Below are 20,233 nucleotides of genomic sequence, written 5' to 3'. Positions count from 1 at the left end.
GGATTAAGTGGCGTGAAAGACACTCTCAACTAAGATGGTCGACCCGACATCAGATCACCACGAAGATATCGACGAGGACGAGGCACCGGAGTGTGCTACCTGCGGTGATGCTATCGCTAACGAAGTGACTCACCGCGTCATCACATGGATAGAGGACGGCAGCGTCGAAACAGCCCACTTCTGCAACGAGGACTGCCGGCTAGAGTGGCAGTAACGCGTTCGCTCTAACCTTTTGCCGGCGACCGCTTGCCGTATGACGCTCGCGACTTGGGCCGTTCGGATGCATCTCCTGTTTTAAAGCCGTCTGTTCGTTTCATCCCATCTGCGTATCGATGTGGTGGACAGCGTCCGGTGAGAGAAGCCGCCCCGTGGGGAGTTCGACCCAGCCGTTTGCGAGGACCCGAACCGCACCCTCGTGCAAGACAGTCTCCTGCTCGATATCGGCGTACACGATGGCGTTCTCGTAGTCCTTGACGAACTGATCTACGGCATCATCCCAGGCTGGTTCCGTCGAGATGACCATAGGTCGACTATGCTGTGGCCGCGATAAAATTCTAGTGCGGCACCTCGCCGCCCTGTCGTCGCCCCTTCTTTCAAAACCGTTGACGGAATCAACTCCGACAAACCAATTGAGTGTTAACATCCTGCACATATTTGGGATGGCCTAGTGAACACTGCGGTATGACATGACCGCAGGCAATCACTCTGACTGGCGTCAGGCCGAGGAAGCGTACACTGACGAAGTCATCGGCGACGATACACTGGGCGAAATGTTCGCCGCGAGCGCGGCGCGGAACGCCGACACGACGGCCCAGTTGTACAAGGGTGGCGTCTATGATCGGTCATTGACTGACGACGTGATACCGGCGGCTCCCGACGGCGACTACGCCGAACTCAGTTACGAGCGGATGCATCACTTGGTCAAACATCTGGCCGCAGGGTTCCGTGATCTCGGTGTCAGCCCGGACACTCGCGTCGGTCTCCTGGCGAACACGCGGATGGAGTGGGCGCTGAGCGACTTTGCCGTTCTCTCTGCGGGTGGGGTAGTGACGACTGTGTACACGGATTCCTCACCGAACCAGGTCCAGTATCTGCTGTCGGACCCGGAGGCGAGCGCCGTCGTCGTGGAGAACACTGAGATGCTGGACCGCGTTCTGGCTGTCGAGGACACCCTCTCGCTCTCGTTCATCGTCGTCATGGACGACACCGACGTGGACCGTGAGGACGTATACACACTCAACACAGTGTACAAGCGCGGCAAGGAGACGTTCAGCGAGTCGGCGTACCAGTCCTGGCTCGACGAGCGCGACCCCGATGACCTCGCGAGCCTCATCTACACCTCCGGAACGACAGGGCAGCCGAAAGGGGTCCGGCTCACCCACCGCAATTTCCGGGCGAACGTCAACCAGACGCGCAGGCGAATCGGGCCGCGACCGGACAAGCCGTCGGACCTGCCGACCGTTACCGCCGAGACACGTTCGATAGCGTTCCTCCCGCTGGCGCACGTGTTCGAACGCCTTGCCGGCCATTTCTTCATGTATGCTTCCGGCGCAGCTGTGGGCTACGCCGAAAGCCCGGATACGCTGGCCGACGACCTCCAGACGGTCCAGCCGATGACCGGGTTGAGTGTCCCAAGAGTCTACGAGCGTATTTTCGACAATATGCGAACGCAGGCCAGCGAGTCCCCGCTGAAAAAGCGGATTTTCGACTGGGCGATGGACGTGGCTCGGGACTACGCCCGGACCGACGACCCGGGACCGATGCTCACGGCGAAACACTCGCTCGCGGACCGCCTCGTCTACAGCACCGTCAAAGAACGGCTCGGCGGAAACATCGAGTTCATGGTCAGCGGCGGCGGCAGCCTCTCGAAAACGCTCTGTGAGACGTTCCTCGGGATGGGGCTGACGATACTCGAAGGGTACGGGCTTACGGAGACGTCGCCGGTCCTGACTGTGAACCCGCCCGAAGACATCCGACCCGGAACGCTGGGAGCCCCGCTACCTGCTGTCGACGTTCGCATCGATACCAGTGTCGTCGACGCCAGCGAATTCGACGACGCCACTGGCGACGTGGGCGAACTGCTCGTCGACGGCCCGAACGTCACGCAGGGGTACTGGAACGCGCCCGATGCGACGACGCGGGCGTTCACGGAGATCGACGGCATCCAGTGGTTTCGCACCGGCGACATCGTCGAACGCACTGACGACGATTTCCTCATCTATCACGACCGGCTCAAGGAGCTGCTCGTCCTCTCGACCGGGAAGAACGTCGCGCCACAGCCCATCGAAGACCAGTTCGCGACGAGCGACCGGGTCGATCAGGTCATGGTTGTCGGCGACGATCAGAAGTTCGTTGGCGCGATCATCGTTCCGAACTTCGAGGAACTCCGTCGGTGGGCCGACAGCGAGGGCGTCGACCTCCCCGACGACCCCGAAACACTGGTCGACGACGAACGTGTCCACGCGTGGGTCCAGACCGCCGTCGACGCAGTCAACGAGGAACTCGAACGCGTCGAGCGGATCAAGTCGTTCGCGCTCGTTTCCCGGGAGTGGACCGCCGAGAACGACTTGCTCACTCCGTCGATGAAAAAGAAGCGCCGCAACATCCGCAGCGCGTACCGTGAGAAACTCGCCGAGATATACGGCGACCAGCAGGTCGAAGCGGCCTGACCGGGGTCACCGGAACTCCGATTCAGTCGGTAACGACCACGTCGACGGCTCGTTCGCGCGGTCCGTCACAGTCGACGAGCAGCACTGACTGCCACGTCCCCATATCGAGGCTCCCGTCGCGGACGGGAATCGTCTCGCTCGGCCCGACAAACAGTGCCCGGACGTGCGCATCCGCGTTGCCGTCCAGTTCGTCGTGGGCCCACCCGCTGTCCGGGACGAGGTCACCGAGTGCGTCGCTGAGGTCGCCCAGCAACCGCGGCTCGGCCTCGTTGACTGTGATGCCCGCCGTGGTGTGGCGGACGAATACGGTACAGGTACCCTCGGCGTCTGCGGGGATTGCCTCCCGGACGCGCTCGGTGATATCAATCACATCGGTGTGGGCGTCGCTTTCGACGGTGAACCGAGTCGTGCTCATGTCGAATTACACTCTCTGCGTAACTGTGCAGACAGGACCATTTCAACCCAGCGGTCGCCCCAGCCCGTTAGTCGAGTGCCGAGACCTCGGCTTCGAGCGGCCCCGAGGGCCGCAGGGTCACGCTGGGCTGTAAGTCGAGTTCGTCCGCCGTCACCGCCACGTCGTAGTGCTGGAGAACGTGGGCCAGGGCGAACTGCGCCTCGGTCAGGGCGACCTGTCGCCCGATGCAGACCCGCGGTCCGCTGCCGAAGGGGTAGTACGCGTCGTCGCCGCGCGAGGCCGTCGTGCCCCACCGGTCCGGGTCGAACGTCAGCGGGTCGGACCACGCGCGACGGTCCCGGTGGTGGGCGTATATCGGCAGCATGACGAACTCGCCTTCGTCCAGTTGCGTGCCGGCGAGAGTGAGCGGTTCGCGGGGCTCGCGCGAGACGTTCCAGGCCGCCGGCGTCAGCCGCAGCGTCTCCCTGACGACCCGCTCGGTAACGGTGAGCTCGGACAGGTCGGCCCAGCCCGGCCGTCCCCCGTCGAGTACGTCCCTCGCTTCGGCTCTGACGCGCTCTTTGACTTTCGGGTTCTGTGAGAGCCAGTAGAACGCGTACGCTATCGTCAGCGCCGTCGTCTCCTGGCCGCCGGTCATGAACAGCACGGTCTGGTCGATGAGTTCGTTCTCGGAGAGTTCGATGTCCGGGTCGGCCTTGGCGTCGACGAGCGCGGTAATCACGTCCCGCGGGGGGTCCTCGTGGTCGAGGTGCCAGTCCACGAACTCCGCCGCGACCGAGTCGAGCACCGCGTCGGCCGCTTCGAACTCGCTGGAGACACCGGACTGCAACCGCTCGGGCAGGAGCAAGTCGAACACGGAAGCGTCGAACTCGTCGTTGAGCGTGGCCAGTGCCTCATGGACGCGCTCCCCGCGCTCGCGGTCGGTGTCCCGGCTGAACAGCGACCGCGTGATGACCCGCATCGTCAGTATCGACAGTTCCTCGAACAGGTCCACGGTCCCCGATTCGGGCCACTCGGTCAGCGTCTCCTCCAGGGTCTCGCCCGCGATCTCCGCGTACTCCGCCAGCCGACCGCCGACGAACTCCGGGTCCAGTACGGACCGCTGTTGCTCCCAGAGCGCGCCGTCACTCGATACGAGTCCTTGTCGCCGTTGCTCTTGGACGCCGACGCTCGGACGGCGGAAGCGGGCACGGTCGGCCAGAATCTCGTGGGCGAGTTCGGGGTCGAGTACGACCGTCACCGACTGCCCGACCGGTGGGTCGACCCGGACCAGGGGGTACTGGTTCCCGTAGGCGTTTTGCACCCCGGTGAGAAACCGCAGCGGGTCCCTCGCTAACCGCGGCAGATTGCCCACGACTGGCAGTCCCGGTGGCGTATGCGCCTCTCGCTCCATGGCCGCGGGTTAGCCCAGATACGCAAAAATCTTTGGTACAAGATAACACGCACCTTCCGAAGTGGTCACGCGCTCACTCCGTACGCGTGCCGTTCAGCCGTTCGCGAGGTAGCTGGTGAGGTCCGTGGCCGAGAGGATTCCCGTCACTCTGTCCTCGTCGTCGACGACCGGAACGTGGCTGATGTCGTTCGCTCGCATCCGGGCCGCGACGGCAGACAACGTCGTGTCGGGCGATGCGGTGACGATGTCTCTCGTCATGTGGTCCGCGACAGTCGTCTCCGTGGGGTCGACGCCATCGGCGGTCAGCCGGACGTAGTCCGTTGACGTGAGGATACCCTCGGCCTGACAGGCCTCGTCGACGACGACGACGGAGTTGATTGCCTGGTCGTCCATCGCCGCCGCGACGTCGAGCGCTATCTCGTCACCGGTCACTGTCAGCACCGGCGATGTCATGAACTCGGCGACAGTCGCGTCGCTCATACCCGGACCTAGGGACGGTTTCACATACGATTTGGGGGCGATAAATACAGACGACGGGCGCTCAGGCCAGCCATTCGTCGGGCTTGGTGTTGTAGTCGATGTCGGTCGCCGTGAGGTGTTCGACCTCGGCCCAGTCCACGTCGGTAACGGTGACCTCGTCGCCGTCGTAGCGGATGCGCTTGCCGACCTCCTCGGGTTCCGGTTCGCGGTCGCGCCGTTTCGCCACCTCGACGTCGTGGTCGTCGAACTCCTTGACGATGGTCAGGAGGTTCACCGGACGGCCCCACAGTTCGAAGGTCCGCTTGAGCACCTCCTTGGCCTGCCCGATGTCGAGCATCACGCCGTTGTACTGGTGGGCCAGCAGCAGTTCGTTGCGGTTCTGGTAGTTGCCGTCCTCGACGACGACGGTGGGCTTGCCGAAGTTGGTGAACTGCAGCATGAGCTTCTTCTTGACGTCCTCGTGGTCCGTCGAGGTCACCCGGTAGTCGCCGGAGGCGTGGGTGTACTCGTAGGTGAAGTAGTCATTGTCGTCGACGAACTCCTGAGTGAGGAACTCGTCGAGGAAGGTCACGTCGTTGTGGCTCTCCCGGATTTCCCGCATCCGTTCCCAGCCGCGGGTGTAGTCCACGTCCGCGAGCGCTGCTTCGACGCTGTCGTAGCGCGAGTCGTCGAACATGTAGCGGGCGGTCCGCTCCAGTTCCTCCTGGCCGACCCGGGAGACGAACCCGCGGTACTGGGGCTTGACCAGCGAGTAGTGCCGCTGTGCCAGCCCCTCGTAGGTCAGCACCTTCCAGGGGTACTGGTCGACATCGAACTCGCCGTCGCGTGCTGCCGCCAGTCCCTCGCTATCGACCCGGGGGTCCTCGGGGTCGAGGTCGTCGAGGTGGCCCGGAACGTCGGTGAGCCACGCCGGCGGTTGGAGGTGTTCCTGTACGCTCTCGTAGTCGACGCTCTCGTCGAAGTTCCGCCAGGTGATGCCCTCGACGCGGAGCAGGCGCTCGATGACCTCGCGGCGGTTCTCCGTGTTCTCGACGTACTCCCAGATCTCCAGCCCGAGGCTGTAGGGGTTCAGTCCGCCCGACCCCAGCACTTTCGACATGTGGTCGGAGTAGAGAATGAACTCGTCGTCGCCGGCGAACTGTTCGCCGGTCATCATCAGGGATTCCCAGTAGGAGGCCCACCCCTCGTTCATTATTTTCGTCATTTTTTGCGGTGCAAAATAGTAGGCCTCCCGACGGAGCAGTTCCAGCAGTTCCAGCTGCCAGTCGTCCATCTCCGTGGCGCGTTCGGCGTCCGCGTCGTACTGCATGCCGTGCTTGCGGAGGAACCCCAGCACGTCCTTCTCAGGTTCGGCGGGGAAGGTGACGTTCTCGTCGTCGTCGCGCTGGGCGTCCAGCCACTCCTCGTCGAACACCTGCCGCTTGACCTCCTCGGAGAGGTCGAGGTCCTCCAGTTGCTCGGTCACGTCGGCCCCTTCGATGTCCTCGAACTCCTCGGGGACCGTCTCGACGGGGCTGTAGGGGACGTGCTGGTCGATGTTGTCCTCCAGACAGAGGACGTGGTCGATGAACCGCTCGACCTCGGCCCGCTCGATGTCGGGGTCCTGCATGTACTCCTGAATGGTGTCGCCGTGGCGGGCCAGCATTCCGGCGGCGTCGGGGCCGCGGCGGCGATCCGCGCCAGACTCGTCGGTCGTCGTCCGGGAGGAGCCGTCGGTGAACATGCGGAACCACTCGTTGTTGGCGAAGAAGTCCGCGTGAGCCTCGACGTGGGTGATGACGGCCTTCTGGTCGGCCAGCGTGTTCGACTCCTGCAGGAACGCGTGGGCCGGGTCGTCGTTGTTGACGATTTCGAAGGCCTTGCCACCGAGGAACTGCCCCTGCTTTTGCTGGCGGTCGTACTGCATCCCCCAGCGCCAGTGCGGGTAGCGCTGCTGGAACCCGCCGTAGGCGATGAGTTCGTTCATCTCGTCGTAGTCGACGATCCAGTAGTTCACCGGGTACGGTTTCAGGCCGAGCTTTCTGGCGAGATTGCCGGCCTCCTCGACGGGCTCGTCGAGGTCGTCGGCCACGCGCTGTTTCGCGAATCTATCGTTGTTCATTGGTCCTCCGTGCTGAGTATGTCGTAGATGGCGTCCACCACGTCCTCCGGAGAGGAGACGTACGCGACCGCGACGTTGTCGGCGTCGCGGAAGTTGCGTTCGACCTCTTCGGCGTGGGTGGCGTTGATGGCGTTGCCGCTCGGCTGGGTCTCCACGTACGCGTGGAGATTCGCCGGGATCTGTTCCATCAGGGGGATGACTTTCTCCTCGGTGTCGTTCGAGGAGTTTTCGCTGTCGCCCGCCGCGAACACGTAGCGGTTCCACTCGCTCCAGGGGTACTCCTCTTCGAGGATCTCCGCCGCGAGTTCGTAGGCGCTGGAGATCCGGGTGCCCCCGCCCGAACGGATGCCGAAGAACTCGTCGCGCTCGACCTCCCAGGCGTCGGCATCGTGGGCGATGTAGACGAACTCGGCGTTGTCGTACTTGCCCGTGAGATACCAGTCAAGCGGCGTAAAGGTCCGCTCGACGAGTTCGCGTTTCTTCTGGCGCATCGACCCGGAGACGTCCCGGATGTTGACGACCACGACGTTTTTCTCCCGCTCCTCGACGATTTCGGGGTAGCGGTATCGTTCGTCCTCGCGCCGGAACGGGATCTGGTCGACGCCCTCCCGGCGGATGCGCTGGGACGTTTCGACCTTCTCGACGATGTCCTCCATCTCCTCGATGGAGTCCCAGACTGCTTTCTCGTCGGCGGGCAGTTCCTCGTAGGCGTCGTCGATCCACGCCTTCGAGACGGGCATGTTCTGCTCGCGGGTCCACTCGTAGACCGTGGCCGGCCCCCAGCCGTCGACTTTTAGCGCCTCGCGGACGTAGTCCTCGTCGAAGTCCATCGCGAGCTTGCGCTTGAGGCCTTTCTTGAACAGCCGCTCGAAGTCGAGCGTCGAGGAGGGACCGGTCCGGGTGATATCGGTGAAGTCGCCTTCCTTTTCCTCGATGACTTTCTTCCCTTTGGGTTCGAGGTCGAGCCCCAGTTGTTCGTCTAACTCCTCGGCGAACTCCTCGGGGTCCATCTCGTAGTACTCGTGTTCGCCGCCCTCCTCGCCGGGCTCGCCGTCCTCGCCGTCGTCGCCGTCGCCGGGCTGGGGCTGTGGCTGGCCGACCGGGTCGCCTTCTTCGGCTCCTTCACCCTGGCCGACGCCGCCCTGGTCGCGCTGGTCGTACTCGAACTCGGGGAGGTCGACGATCTTGATCGGGATACGCACGGAGTCGCCCCGAGACTGGCCGAGGTCGCCGTACTGGATGAACTCGGCGAGGTCCTGGCGGCGCTCCTCGCCCACGTCGCGGTACCGTTCGAGGTCGTCTTTCAGTCCCATCTATAACTCACCTGACTCATGACGTGGCGGCTCGTCAGTTCGGCCGACGCCGCCGTGTAGTCGAACATCTCGACCATGTTGTCCAGCGTCTTTGCCTTGAGGCGGGCCGTCTCGGTCCCGGACGGCGGGTTGTCCCACTGCCCGGGTTCGAAGTCCTCGTAGGTCCGCTTGATATCGTCCCAGTCGTAGCTCCCGAGGACAGTGTTGATGACCGGAATCTCCTTGGGGTTGACGTCGCCGACGCGGAACTCATCGTCCCGGCGCTGCCACGCGTGGCGGTTCAGCGCCGTGATTATCTTGTCGGTGCGGAACTGCTCGACGGCGTGGTCGGGGTCGTTACCGTCGTAGTTCTTCTCGTCGAACCGGCCCAGATGCTCGATCTCGAACACCTTCATCTTCAGGGGGTCCGGGTCGACGAGTTCGCCCCGCTCGTTCTCTATCTGGTCGTCGGACTCCCAGGCGTAGACGTGCTCGATGTACTCCTCGACGGTCGCCTCGTCGACGCGCTTGTCCCGCATCATCGCGTCGAGCACGTCCTGTTCCTGCTGGCCGAAGATGTAGTTCTTGACAGTCACGACGCGTTCCTCGTACTCGGTGGCCTCGCCGGTGGAGAACACTGGTGCGTCTTCCAGCCCCTCGGCGACAGCGTTGAGCACGTCCCGGGGCATCAGCACGTGTTCGACCGGGAGGTCGGGATGATGGCGGTCCTGTGGCTCGTGCAGCAGGTCGGCGATGATATCACGGACGTAGGTGACCGGGATGCCGTGGTCGCCGTCCTCGGCGGTGGTCTCCAGGTCGTAGTCCTCGATGTCGACGCGCTCGTCGCCCTCCATCAGGTAGCCGCGGTCGAACAGCAGCGCTTTGTCGACGAGGTCCAGCCCGGTCGGAATCTCGGCGCTGTCGAGCCGCGAAACGACGGCGTACAGCGCGGCGGACTCGACGGTGTGTGGGGCCAGTTCCTTCTCGGTGGCCGAGGCCACATCATCCCGGACCGAGATGGTCAGTGGCTCCTGAATCCACGTCTCCAGTTCGTCCCAAGACTCGGGGTCCCAGACCCGCGTCTCGTTGGTCAGCTCCCGCCGCAGGAGCTGGGCCTCAAGCGAGAGATTCGTCAGGTACGTGAACTCGTGTTTGTCGAGCCGGCGTTTCAGCGCCTTCAGCGGGTCCTGCCCCTCTCGGTCGGCGTGCTTGTTGAGCTGGGCTTCCAGATCCGGGTTCGAGATGATGACCAGCTGGGTGTCGACGTCCATCCCGATGCCCTTGTCGAGTTTGACGTGGCTCTCGTCGGGGACGTTCAGCAGCTTCTGGAGTAAGTCGGCGTGCTGGGCCGCGTCCTCGACGACGGTCAGCAGGCCGTTGCCCTGCGAGAGGACGCCGTCGTAGCTGAACGCCTGCGGGTTCTTCCGGCCCCGCGAATCGAGTTCGCGGAGCATCCCGTGCATCCACGAGCCGACCAGCCGCTCCTTGGGCGTCCCCTCGTCCTCCGAGTGGAGGATACCGATGCCCCGGCCCACGTCCACGACGAAGTTCTTCACCCGGAGGTGGGCCGGCTGTGTCACGGCGGAGAACAGGTCCGTCTCGCCCTGTCGCCGGTACTGCTCTTCGAGGAAGTCGTAGGCTTCTCGGGAGAACGGGTCGAGTTCGCCGTCGACACGGATGGGGATGTGGTCGTCGAGGCGCTCGTTGACCTCGGTGAGCAGGTCCGTCCGCACGTCGTCGGGGAACACCGTCAGCGGGTGGGCCTGAACCGGGCTCTCGTACCAGTCGTCCTCGTCCTCGATGGCCGCGTTCCCGTAGGTCATGCTGGTGGCGTTGCCGCCCGCGCCGGCGACGTTCCACTCGACGGTGTAGCGCCGCCCCTCGGGCGTCTTCGAGTACTCCCGCAGGCCGTTGATGAGACAGCGTTTCAGTTCGGATTTCCCCGTCGCTGTCGGCCCTTCGAGCCAGATGATCTTCTCGTCTTTCCCGCGGCCCGCCGCAATCGAGCGGAGGTCGTCGACGAAGGCGTTCAGCACCTCGGTGTTGCCGAGGATGGCGTGTTCGCCGTCGTTGTACGGGTCGTCGAAGAAGCGGTAGCGCTCCTTCTCCTCGCCTTCCTCAATGACCAGCCGCGTCCCCGCGTCTTCGATGGCGTCGAGCAGGTACTTCGAGGCATGCGCCGCGATCTGGGGCGTTTCGAGGACGGCGTCGACGTACTCTGCGAGGCTCATCGGGGCCTCGTAGGCGGCGTCGAGGGACTCGTCCGCGCGGTCGATGTACTCCTGGCCTGTCATTACTCTTCCATCTCGCTTTTGGCGACCTCCGCACCGGCGAATTCGAGCACTTCCTTGGCTCCCTCCTCGGAGTAGCCCTGCTCGATGAGGGCGTCAATCCACTGGTTGCGCTCCTCGTCGTCCATCTCCGAACTGGAGACCAGCGCGGAGAAGTTGATGTTGTGTTTCTTGTCCTCCCAGAGCTTGCGTTCCAGCGCCCGGCGCAGGCGGTCGTTGTCCTGCGGATTGAACGTATCACCCTCGCGGGCGCGCCGGGACACCCAGTTGGACACTTCCTGCCGGAAGTCGTCCTTGCGGTCCTCGGGGAGATTGAGCTTCTCCTCGACCGAGCGGAGGAACTGTTCGTCCGGTTCCTGCTCGCGGCCGGTGAGTTCGTCCTCGACGGTCGCGTCGTCGATGTAGGCCATGACGTGGTCCATGTACTTCTCGCCCTGGCGCTGTATCTCGTCCATGTCATATGCCAGCGCGTGGCGCACGTCCTCGATGGCCCGCTCCTTGTACTCCTCGCGGACGAGTTCGAGGAAGCGGTAGTACTTGCTGAACGACTCTTCGTCGATGGAGCCGTGGTTTTCGAGGTTGCCTTCGAGGTGGTTGAACGTCGTCAGCGGCGAGAGGAAGTCTCGACTGCGGTGCATCGAGTCCATGATGGCCTCGGCGATCTCGTCGCCGATGAACCGCGGGGAGACGCCGTCCATCCCCTCGCCGATGTCAGCCATCTTTTCCGCCTCCTCACGGAGCTTCTTCACGTCGACATCGTCGGCCTCGTCTATCTCGCCGTTGTAGGCTTTCGCCTTCTGGATGAGGTCTATCGACTCGTTGTCCGGCTCCTCGATGCGGGTGAGCACGCCGAACAGGCCGGCCATCTCCAGAGTGTGTGGCTCGACCTGGATGTCCGGCAGGTCGGCGTTGCGCAGCATCTTCTGGTAGATCTGAGCTTCGGCCTCGTACTGGAGGACGTAGGGGAAGTCGATGCGCTTCGTGCGGTCGTTGAAGGCCTCCATCTTCTCGTCGCCTTTCTTGTCCCGGTACTCGGGCATGTTCGTCCGGCCGACGATGACCTGGTCGATGTCGATACGGGGGTTGTTCTTGGGCTTGATTGTCTGTTCTTGACTGGCATGGAGGAAATCATAGAGGAACTCCCGCTGGAGTTTCAGCAGCTCCTCCCCCGAGAAGATGCCGCGGTTGGCGTTACAGAACGCCCCGGAGTAATCGAACGCTCGCGGGTCGCTCTCGCCGTAGATGGCGATCTTCGAGTAGTTGACGTCGCCGGTGAGTTCCGTCTCGTCCTGATTCTTCTTGTCTTTCGGTTCGAAGGTCTCGATACCGCGCCGCTGGTTCTCGTCGGCGACGAAGCGGACGACCTCGACGTGGTTTTCGAGAACGGCCTGCAGATCATCGTCGTACTCGGCCAGCAGGCGGTCCATGTAGAACTCCGAGGCCGGGTCCAGCGACTGCTCGTTACGGATGGTGTAGGGCGCATCGAGGTCCTCGTTGATGTCTTCGATGACCTTGTCCCGCTGTGCCTGCGGGAGGAGCACGAGCGGGTCCTGGTTCATCGGCGACCGGACCACGTCGTCGGCGGGGTCCTGATCGTGGATGACGTCACAGAGGTTCGTCCAGCGGAACGTGTACATCCGGCCCTCGTCCCGGCTCGTGTAGTCCTCGAAGTAGCGCCGGACCTGGCGGTCGAAGTCGGACTTGCCCGATCCGACCGGTCCCAGCAGTAGTTTGATTCGCTTTTCGGGACCGAGCCCGCGAGCGCCGGATTTGACCTTGTTGACGAACTCGTGGATCGCCTCGTGGATGACCCGGCCGTAGAAGGTGTTCTCGCCGTCGTTCAGCGGGTCCTCGCTCGCCAGTTCGTACTCGACGACGCCGGCCTCCTCGTCGTAGGTCTTGCCGTAGTAGTCGAACATGTCCGCCACGCGCTGGTGGGCGTTGCGGGCGATCTTCGGTTCGTCGTACAACTGTTGCAGATACCAGTCGAACGTGTTCGTCTTCCGGAGGTCCGCCGGTATCGTGTCACGGTACTCCTTGCTCAGCGCTTCAAGTGTCTCTTTGTTTTTGCTCATGCTATCTCAGTAGTTCGTCGTGGCTGCAGGCGACCGCCGGCTGTTGCGGGCTGGCCTCGGGGCTGTGTGTCTACTCGTCGTCGGTGCTGTTCGCTACAGATGTGACCGCATACAGCCGCTGAATACCCCTTCACTGCAGGGTGGCGCGTGTGCCCTTCCATGGCTGACCTGCCGGGCGGAACACGGGGACTGTTCCGACCTGGTTTGGTAACGGGAATCAGTGCCGAACTGTTTCCGATACTATTTACCGTACGATTTCTGTTCATATAAGAACTTTGCCCTCTTATGGGCAAACCGCCGATAAATTTCGGTGCGCTGGTCGGCCGAATTCGGGGATGGCGGGCCACACGTATGTTAGCACATCTCATTATTTTTGCGTTAGTTTATATACTGTGTCGGTTGTCAACTGTTCGCTTCGGTGTGTCGGCCAGTGTTTAGCGCTGGATTGATGTGAATCTGTTGCCGGATTGATTGGCGGCTGCAAACAGGTCACACGGTATCGCAACGGTACGCCTTGACCGTCCGTCGCGCAACTGGCTGTCGGTATCTGGAGCTGACGGACCCTGTGACGGACCAGCGGATTCTTGCCGGTCCGCGCCAATTCAGCGGTATGGACCTGTCGGGCCTCCCTGACGACTGGACGGTGTGGAACGAGACCGACGAGAAGCTCATCCTCGCGTACCGCCCGGACGTCTTCGACTCCGAGCAGTTTCCGGCACCGTGCTTGCCGACCATCTACCTCACACGCGGGAAGCGGACCCGTCGCCCCGGCGCTGACCGGACCGGTGAGAGCTGGTACGTCACCTTCTATCTGGAGCCCGATGTCGAGCGCGACGCTGATTCCTACGAGGGCCGCGACACTGCCGTTGAAGGCGCTGTTGAACTGGCGACCCGGTTCGCCGACGGCGACCTGGACTACCGGTCGCTGTATCAGGTACCCCGTGATGCGTATCTCGACAAACTGGACGACCTGACCGGGCGGTCATGATACTTTACCGTGGCGACGTTCTATAGCCCGGTATGACCACCGTCACGCTCGTCGGGACGCGCCTCGCCGAGGCCGGCGCGGAGTTCGTCTACCGCGGCGAAGCCAACGGCTGTGCGGGCTGTCCCTACCGCGACCAGTGTCTCAATCTGACGACTGGGACCCGGTACCGGATTACCACTGTCAGAGAGAGCGGGCAAACGCTAGACTGCGCTATGCATCAAGACGGTGTGCGGGCCGTCGAAGTCGAGCCCGCGCCGATCAAAGCGAACGTACCCTCGAAGGGAGCCTATGCCGGGAGCAAAGCGTCACTGATGGGCCCCTGTCCACACACTGAGTGTCCCAGCCATCCCTACTGTGAGCCCGCCGGAGCCGACTTCGACGAGGAGTACCGGATTGACGAGATTATCGGCGACCCGCCGCATGATTACTGCATGCTAGACCGCGACCTGACGCTAGTCAAGTTGGAAGGCGACGACAAGTAGGCCGAGATATGGTCCTCCCAAGCGAGCACTTCATTATCGCCCTCCTTCCCATCGCGGCGTATGCGGTCATTCGAGACCAACGACTGCCGTCGCTCCAGTTACTCGCAGTCGCGTTCTTCGGGAGCCAGTTCCCGGACCTCGTCGACAAGCCCCTGGCGTACGAACTGTTTCTCATCCCGTCCGGGCGGGTGTTCATGCACTCGCTCCCGTTTGCGCTCCCGCTCGCGATTGCTGTCGTCGCGTATGGCATCCGGACGGAGCGGGCGCGGCTCGGTGGGGCGTTCGCGTTCGCCCATCTCTCGCACCTGGTCGCCGATAATCAGCAACTGCTCCCGCCGAACCCACGCATGTCTCCGGACCTGCTCTGGCCCCTCCAGCCTCCCGTTGCTCGGTCGGCTATCCCCAACTGGGCCGGTGCGGGGTCGGTGAATCTCCACCTCTGGACTGCGTTTTCAGCTGTCGTTCTCGCTTTGGCGGCGTACGTGCTGGTAGCGGACCTGAGAGCCCAGCTTGAAGTATGAAGTCGATTACAGCAGCGTCTCCACCTCGCTTGGCCCGAACGGCGACCAGTCCGAATCGATGTCGTTAGCGAGCCCCTCTACGAATCCATTCCTCGAGAACAGTGCGAATTCGACATCTCGAGTGTTCGAACCCCAGCGAACCCGCTCGGTTTTCTCGCCGAGCTGTGTGACGAGTGCGTGGCCAACCGGCTCACTTGTCCATTTACATTCTGCGAGCAGTATACGGTCATCATCCGGAGCAAGCCCGACGATATCAATCTCGTCTTCACCGTCCGCCCTCGAAATACGGACCGATATCGCCGCGACGAATTGCCTCCCAGACCGCTTCCTGACAGATATCTTCGAACGTCGTCGCGACGCGCTCGAGTAGGTCCAGTCTGATCGTTCCGTTGCAGACGATATCGAGGGCTTCTTCTATGCCTAGAGTGATTCCGTTCGACAAACCGGGCCAGAACTGAAGGCACTCATAAGAGACGTGATACTTCGGTCAGTAATGACGGAGACGTGACCTGTCGTTTTCACAGGGACCTCACTCATAGCGCTACACAAGACTAAATATAACGTCCGACTACGAAATCATCCGACTGTAGAGATCGGTATACATTCTGCCTATCTTTTCTGGAGTGTATCTTTTCACCCTGTGCTTTCCGGATCTGGCCATTGATTCCCTCATACTTTGGTTTTCTAGTACCTCCTGTAGAGTTTCTGTTAATGCCTGCGTATCAAACGGATCATAGAATTTGGCCACATCTTTGAGAATGTCTGACGAGCTGGGGTTTCTGGAGGCAACGAGTGGTGTTCCAGACGCCATCGCTTCTAACCAAGTCCGTGAAAATGGCTCTGTGTATTTTGAGGCATGAACAAGTAATCCTGCATTTGCGTAAACTTCCGGTAGTTTCCTGTAGGAACTATAATTTATGCTAACCTGTGTGAGATCTTTCTCGGATATAATGGCCTCAATTTTTGATTTGAGCTTGCCTTTTCCATAGATTCTAAGATTCCAGTTGTCTTTTAGTCTTCTCGGAAGAGCGTCAAACGCTCGTATAACTTCAAGCGGCCCCTTATGATCGTACAGTTGGCCAACAAATAGTATATAGCGCTCGCTGCTTATTCCGTCAGACCTGAATCGCTCATCTAAAATATTTGGGATCACGTCTATTTTTTCGGGGTCATAGCCAGAACGGGTCATTACTGTTTTCATCCCCTCAGTCTGAACGGTGTAGTGGTCAACACGCTTAGCTACTGCTTTCCCAACACATTCTATTGCGCTACGAATTGGTGCCTGAATGCCAGTGTATCCATTAGTCTGAGAGTGACGGAAGATCGTTGGTAAGTCATACTGGGGTAAGCCTTCTCGGAGATGTTGCTCGGCATCTGGCGAGATCCATGTATGATTATTCATTGTCGAAATAACTGGAACTGAACTCCTCAGAACCACTCCTGGCAAATGTCTAACATTGTAGGCATGAAGTAAATCATACTCACCTAATGAAGGTAAGTGACGAAATACACTGATGTTCTCCCCGATGGTTTTTGGGCCAGGATAGTGCGACTGGTCCGGTAGCTTATAAATTCCGTCCTGTAGTTCGGGAGAACCCTCATCGCCCACGATGGCGTACACATCGACATCAACACCTTCATCGCGAAGACTATCGACAATTAATTTACTGCTGATTCCCGCACCTCCTGGGTTATTTGGAGGGTATTCTGATGTTATAAATCCAATCTTCATAGACAAAATAAATATCGCCAGCAATTATATCTTGTCATCAAGTGAATATATACCGCGTTCCCTGAAGCAAAATAATTATCATCAGAATTATAGCTTCGTCTCAATCCACCAATCTTCCCAATCCTCATTTTGCCTCTGAACCATCTGAATATACCGCATCTTGGCATCAACTACGGGGTAGAAAACCCCAGACATAACGGCAAAAAATAGCCCTTGCCATCCGTCAAGTACTGCCTTCTCGTATATATACCGGTACCAAAATGCGGCAATGCCCTTGAAATAGTATTTGGGAATCGATGGGGTGTGTCCTGCTCTCCATTCGTCGAGTGCATCTGCTGCTGTATATCTCACCCACTTTTCCAAATATTCGTCAATGTCATCGTAGGCGTAATGATGAATTGGATTACGAAGCTCGCCTGTAGTAAACTCCTCCCGGACCTTCCATTCCTCTCCCACTAAAGAGTCATCCCAACTAAGTGCCTGCTTTCGAGCAAGAATCGGGCGCGGCTTGTGGGTAGCATGCATCCACTCTCCCCACATACGGTTTTTTTTCTCTGCTTGGTATGCATCTTCAGAGGGGCTATCAAGGGTGTTTTGAATTTCACGAGCTAGGTCTTCCTTGACTTCTTCATCTGCATCAACAAAGAGTACCCATTCATTTGATGACTTCTCTGTTGCAGTCCGAAACATATCTGCGAATCCCTCAAATTCATAATCGTAGATGACTGAATTTGCATATTCGTCGACAATATCTCTTGTTCCATCTGTTGAATGACTATCTAATACAACGATTTCATCGGCGAGCGAATTAATGCTGTCAAGGGCCCTTCTTATTGTATCTGAATTATTGTATGTGGCAGTGCAAACAGAGAGTGATTTCATTTACCCTGTGTTGCTGTATTGTGCCTAAATAAATGTTGGTTTTAAAACATTCGGTCGTTTTATTAACTCAGTCAACACCAGCGCGTTAGAGTAAAGATTTTAGGACTGACAAGCTAATCAAGGAAACAACTAATCAGAGTGAACTTTTCCATCGTGAAAAGAAATATACACAAATCTAAGATTGCACTTATTCTCACGTTTCTCGGGATATCGGGTACACCCTTCTTATTTCCACTTGGATACTATATTTCAATGATTGGTTTCTCCCTTATTCTATTGCTAGCCGCATATCTACTTCGGCGAAACCTGATGGCTGCATTAGCAGTCTTCTTGTCCGGTCTTACCATGTTCCGTGTTTACATTTATCTCTCAACTCCGTCAATGATCGGGATGGATCCAGATAAAATTGCTGTTGGCGTTGAACGAATCATTCAATCTGGGTCAACCGAAGCTATCGGTAGCCTAGCCTTCTATCAGGTTGCGGCAAACTTCCACGTCCTCGCTGCAGTCACTGGAATACTTTTGAAAGTGGGAGGGCGAGGGGCCCTAATCATATCTCCAATATTACTGACAATTGTTCCCCCGCTTGCGGCAACAACAATTGCTCGACGATTTCAGTATAACGGACTCATTGCGGGAATTATTACGGCGACTGCATCAACACTTGCAGCGTGGAGCATCCAACCGATTCCACAGGGACTGGCTGTCCCGCTCGTCGCTACCTTCTTTTTGGCTACTATCATCCATATCCAGATGGATTCCCGTAAAAATGGTCTCAACAGAATTCAAATAGCGGCGCTATTACTGGTCCTACTCGCCGCACTTACCTTCACTCATAAACTTTCTCTTGGATTCATTGCTCCAATTTTTGCTGTAGCGACATTATTTTCAAGGGGAGACCGGCTGCTTGGGATTTTTACTGTAATCCTAGCTTGTCTGGCTGCTCTACAATGGTTTTTTGTGACAAGTTTTGGATGGGGATTGTTCAACGTGATACTCCTCCCATCTCTTTTCGGAGCGGCATTTACCACGGGCTCCGTTGATCTTTCAGCAGCATCGCCGGTCTTAGGTGGACTCTGGGGATCAATTCTAACGAATCTACACTGGTTAACTCTTGGTGCCGCGGCTGGTATTGGCTGGGCATTTTTCAGCCACAAACAGTACAAAACTAACGATGCATCAATCCAGCTATTAATTTCCGCTGGGATGATAAGCGCTCTCCTTGTTGCGATAGCGGTCTTCGGTCCCAATATTCCATATACACGAGTTATCCTGTTAGCGGTTGTTCCGTTCGCTATTTTCGCTGAATTTGGTGTTGAACGCCTCCCCAGTGCGGGCACAATCTTTATTGTCGGACTCCTTATTTTAGTTCAATTGACTGCACCGATTGCGTCACCGGATCACCCAGGCCAATTCAGGCAGTATCTTACTGAGGAAGAGCAACACGCAAAGGGAACTATAGGTGGAGTGACGGACAATGTCTCAACCGACCTATATTACGCACGCGAGCTACACGAAATATCAGCCGATAGAACATACCGACCGGGAGAGGGACACTCATTGCAAGACGGCTGGACACCGATTGGAGAGCCCATGTTCAATGGTAATGTCTCCAGTGTAAAGGGACATATCGTGCTTAGAGACATCAACCGCTATCGAATGAGTGGAACACAAGTCCTCGATTACAAGCCTCTCATAGAACTAAGACATCGATCGACTGTATACTCGTCCGGGAACGTTCGATTATTCGCAAAAAAATAGAGATCTGAGAACATAAGAGGAAAACGTATGAATCACCTCTCTGAACTGTAATCCTTACTACATCATGAAATGGCTTTACAATTATTAAATTCACATCCCATCTGTCTGCAACACCGGTACTTACATCTTATACCCGAGATCTTCCAACTGTTCTTCCATATCTCGTGAAAACTCGCCCTCCAGTTTAGGAAGGTCCTCAGGCGAAATTAAATAACTCTCTGCCGCTGTTGACATCTCTTTCACATTAGAAATATCCGCTAGATTCCGCTCTCCTTGGTCGGTGATGTAGCGATATGCCTGTTCATTGTCACCGAACGGATACCAGAAATCTTGGGGCGGGGAGACATTGTGCCGAATATATTTCCAAGTGTCATCTCGGAGTGTTATCGTGTGTCCGTTCTCATCTACCGTATCAGAGATCACGGGTTCCTCTGCTGGGTCATCTGACAGACAACTATTGCTTCCACTCGTAGAGGGGAAATCTCCGATTGGCTTGGAGATGAGTTCAGCGAAAAGTTCATGTATCCATGCCAACGAAAATGAGCTTTGAATTCTCTGCGACGGCAAATCAGGAGCTCGCACTAGCAACGGAACGTGAAGCAACTCATCATAATGATGATGTCTCGGATGTCCATACATTCCTTTTCTATCAAATAGCGCCTCTCCGTGGTCGGCTGTAATAAGTAGAACTGTTTCATCCCACATTCCAGAGGATTTAAGCTGGTTAACGAAATTTTCTATCTGCTTATCAACATACCTCAATCCGTCATCGTATAATTGACGATACCTATCTGAATCAATCCCCGCTACCCGATCTGCATCCCTGAGTAAATTTGTACGCTCTTGTGAAGTACATTGTTGGTGAGTCAGAGAACTTCTCGGATAATCTGTTTCAGTGCTTCTCGTCCCGGTTTGCGGAGGACTCGTCGCCGAAGTTGGAACGGTCTGAGATACGCTGTCAGTTTGTCTTTTGAGACACCTCGGTGCGGCGAGAGCCACCGTCGCGCCAGCGACGCGTGGCTCTCGCACGTGTTCACGTGTGCGTCTTCATCAACGTACTCGCCGTCACCGTGAATTACTGATTCTCGGTGGAAGCTCTCGTCATCGTCGAGTGGATCGTAGGCCCGAAATCCGTCCGTGTAGACGGTCAG

General features: G+C 58.6%; 20 protein-coding genes. 6 read left to right on the top strand and 14 right to left on the bottom strand.

Annotated features, from left to right (window positions below; genetic code table 11):
* Nucleotides 1-34 precede the first annotated feature (34 nt).
* On the top strand, nucleotides 35-214 hold the full coding sequence (locus tag AMS69_RS16475) for a DUF7576 family protein (protein WP_004592530.1): 180 nt from the start codon (nucleotides 35-37) through the stop codon (nucleotides 212-214).
* Between the two features lie 99 nt (nucleotides 215-313).
* Here the strand turns inward: AMS69_RS16475 and AMS69_RS16470 are convergent, their stop codons facing one another.
* Nucleotides 314-523 (bottom strand): hypothetical protein, encoded by a 210-nt coding sequence (locus AMS69_RS16470; protein WP_053969160.1) that lies wholly within the window; start codon nucleotides 521-523, stop codon nucleotides 314-316.
* Nucleotides 524-686: 163 nt separating this feature from the next.
* On the opposite strand from AMS69_RS16470, the gene AMS69_RS16465 reads away from it, so the two are divergent.
* Nucleotides 687-2,669 (top strand): AMP-dependent synthetase/ligase, encoded by a 1,983-nt coding sequence (locus AMS69_RS16465; protein ID WP_053969159.1) that lies wholly within the window; start codon nucleotides 687-689, stop codon nucleotides 2,667-2,669.
* A 22-nt stretch (nucleotides 2,670-2,691) separates the two neighbouring features.
* On the opposite strand, the gene AMS69_RS16460 is transcribed toward AMS69_RS16465, so the two are convergent.
* From AMS69_RS16460 to AMS69_RS16430, 7 genes are all read right to left on the bottom strand, one after another.
* A complete protein-coding gene (locus AMS69_RS16460; RefSeq protein ID WP_053969158.1) occupies nucleotides 2,692-3,084 on the bottom strand; it encodes a secondary thiamine-phosphate synthase enzyme YjbQ in 393 nt (130 codons plus the stop codon).
* Between the two features lie 67 nt (nucleotides 3,085-3,151).
* Entirely contained in the window at nucleotides 3,152-4,477 is a 1,326-nt protein-coding gene (locus AMS69_RS16455) for a cytochrome P450 (RefSeq protein WP_053969157.1), read from the bottom strand.
* Between the two features lie 93 nt (nucleotides 4,478-4,570).
* Complete coding sequence (locus tag AMS69_RS16450) at nucleotides 4,571-4,957, bottom strand: CBS domain-containing protein (RefSeq protein WP_053969156.1); 387 nt, start codon at nucleotides 4,955-4,957, stop codon at nucleotides 4,571-4,573.
* A gap of 61 nt (nucleotides 4,958-5,018) precedes the next feature.
* A complete protein-coding gene (locus AMS69_RS16445) occupies nucleotides 5,019-7,058 on the bottom strand; it encodes a SpoVR family protein (protein ID WP_053969155.1) in 2,040 nt (679 codons plus the stop codon).
* The gene (locus tag AMS69_RS16440) at nucleotides 7,055-8,371 is read right to left on the bottom strand and encodes a YeaH/YhbH family protein (protein ID WP_053969154.1); all 1,317 of its coding nucleotides are present in this window, start codon (nucleotides 8,369-8,371) and stop codon (nucleotides 7,055-7,057) included. Before AMS69_RS16440 ends, AMS69_RS16445 begins: the two co-directional genes overlap by 4 nt.
* Complete coding sequence (locus AMS69_RS16435) at nucleotides 8,362-10,644, bottom strand: PrkA family serine protein kinase (RefSeq protein ID WP_053969153.1); 2,283 nt, start codon at nucleotides 10,642-10,644, stop codon at nucleotides 8,362-8,364. Before AMS69_RS16435 ends, AMS69_RS16440 begins: the two co-directional genes overlap by 10 nt.
* Nucleotides 10,644-12,716 (bottom strand): PrkA family serine protein kinase, encoded by a 2,073-nt coding sequence (locus AMS69_RS16430; RefSeq protein ID WP_053969152.1) that lies wholly within the window; start codon nucleotides 12,714-12,716, stop codon nucleotides 10,644-10,646. The genes AMS69_RS16435 and AMS69_RS16430 overlap by 1 nt, the downstream gene beginning before the upstream one ends.
* Nucleotides 12,717-13,326: 610 nt before the next feature.
* Between AMS69_RS16430 and AMS69_RS16425 the strand changes: the two genes are divergently transcribed.
* Genes AMS69_RS16425 through AMS69_RS16415 form a run of 3 tightly spaced genes read left to right on the top strand, consistent with a single transcriptional unit; the run spans nucleotide 13,327 to nucleotide 14,707 of the window.
* A complete protein-coding gene (locus tag AMS69_RS16425) occupies nucleotides 13,327-13,704 on the top strand; it encodes a DUF5820 family protein (protein ID WP_053969151.1) in 378 nt (125 codons plus the stop codon).
* 32 nt (nucleotides 13,705-13,736) lie between these two features.
* On the top strand, nucleotides 13,737-14,186 hold the full coding sequence (locus tag AMS69_RS16420) for a UPF0179 family protein (RefSeq protein ID WP_053969150.1): 450 nt from the start codon (nucleotides 13,737-13,739) through the stop codon (nucleotides 14,184-14,186).
* A gap of 8 nt (nucleotides 14,187-14,194) precedes the next feature.
* Nucleotides 14,195-14,707 (top strand): metal-dependent hydrolase, encoded by a 513-nt coding sequence (locus AMS69_RS16415; protein WP_053969149.1) that lies wholly within the window; start codon nucleotides 14,195-14,197, stop codon nucleotides 14,705-14,707.
* A 6-nt stretch (nucleotides 14,708-14,713) separates the two neighbouring features.
* On the opposite strand, the gene AMS69_RS20950 is transcribed toward AMS69_RS16415, so the two are convergent.
* The 4 genes from AMS69_RS20950 to AMS69_RS16410 form a co-directional block, all read right to left on the bottom strand.
* Nucleotides 14,714-14,959 (bottom strand): ATPase, encoded by a 246-nt coding sequence (locus AMS69_RS20950; protein WP_238378573.1) that lies wholly within the window; start codon nucleotides 14,957-14,959, stop codon nucleotides 14,714-14,716.
* A 13-nt stretch (nucleotides 14,960-14,972) separates the two neighbouring features.
* On the bottom strand, nucleotides 14,973-15,149 hold the full coding sequence (locus AMS69_RS20945) for a hypothetical protein (protein ID WP_238378570.1): 177 nt from the start codon (nucleotides 15,147-15,149) through the stop codon (nucleotides 14,973-14,975).
* A gap of 126 nt (nucleotides 15,150-15,275) precedes the next feature.
* Nucleotides 15,276-16,439 (bottom strand): glycosyltransferase family 4 protein, encoded by a 1,164-nt coding sequence (locus AMS69_RS19840; protein ID WP_077067825.1) that lies wholly within the window; start codon nucleotides 16,437-16,439, stop codon nucleotides 15,276-15,278.
* 87 nt (nucleotides 16,440-16,526) lie between these two features.
* Nucleotides 16,527-17,321 (bottom strand): glycosyltransferase family 2 protein, encoded by a 795-nt coding sequence (locus AMS69_RS16410; RefSeq protein ID WP_053969148.1) that lies wholly within the window; start codon nucleotides 17,319-17,321, stop codon nucleotides 16,527-16,529.
* Nucleotides 17,322-17,459: 138 nt separating this feature from the next.
* On the opposite strand from AMS69_RS16410, the gene AMS69_RS20315 reads away from it, so the two are divergent.
* Complete coding sequence (locus tag AMS69_RS20315) at nucleotides 17,460-19,082, top strand: hypothetical protein (protein ID WP_155119986.1); 1,623 nt, start codon at nucleotides 17,460-17,462, stop codon at nucleotides 19,080-19,082.
* A 120-nt stretch (nucleotides 19,083-19,202) separates the two neighbouring features.
* On the opposite strand, the gene AMS69_RS19835 is transcribed toward AMS69_RS20315, so the two are convergent.
* Both AMS69_RS19835 and AMS69_RS16400 read right to left on the bottom strand, forming a co-directional pair.
* A complete protein-coding gene (locus AMS69_RS19835) occupies nucleotides 19,203-19,952 on the bottom strand; it encodes a sulfatase-like hydrolase/transferase (RefSeq protein WP_274378016.1) in 750 nt (249 codons plus the stop codon).
* Nucleotides 19,949-20,233: transposase (locus tag AMS69_RS16400; protein ID WP_162230994.1), on the bottom strand; the 285-nt coding region annotated here is incomplete at its 5' end. The genes AMS69_RS19835 and AMS69_RS16400, both read right to left, overlap by 4 nt.

Source organism: Haloarcula rubripromontorii (assembly GCF_001280425.1).
Lineage (GTDB): Archaea > Halobacteriota > Halobacteria > Halobacteriales > Haloarculaceae > Haloarcula > Haloarcula rubripromontorii.
The sequence above is the reverse complement of the archived record's forward strand: the minus strand, read 5'-3'. Positions and strand labels throughout refer to the sequence as shown.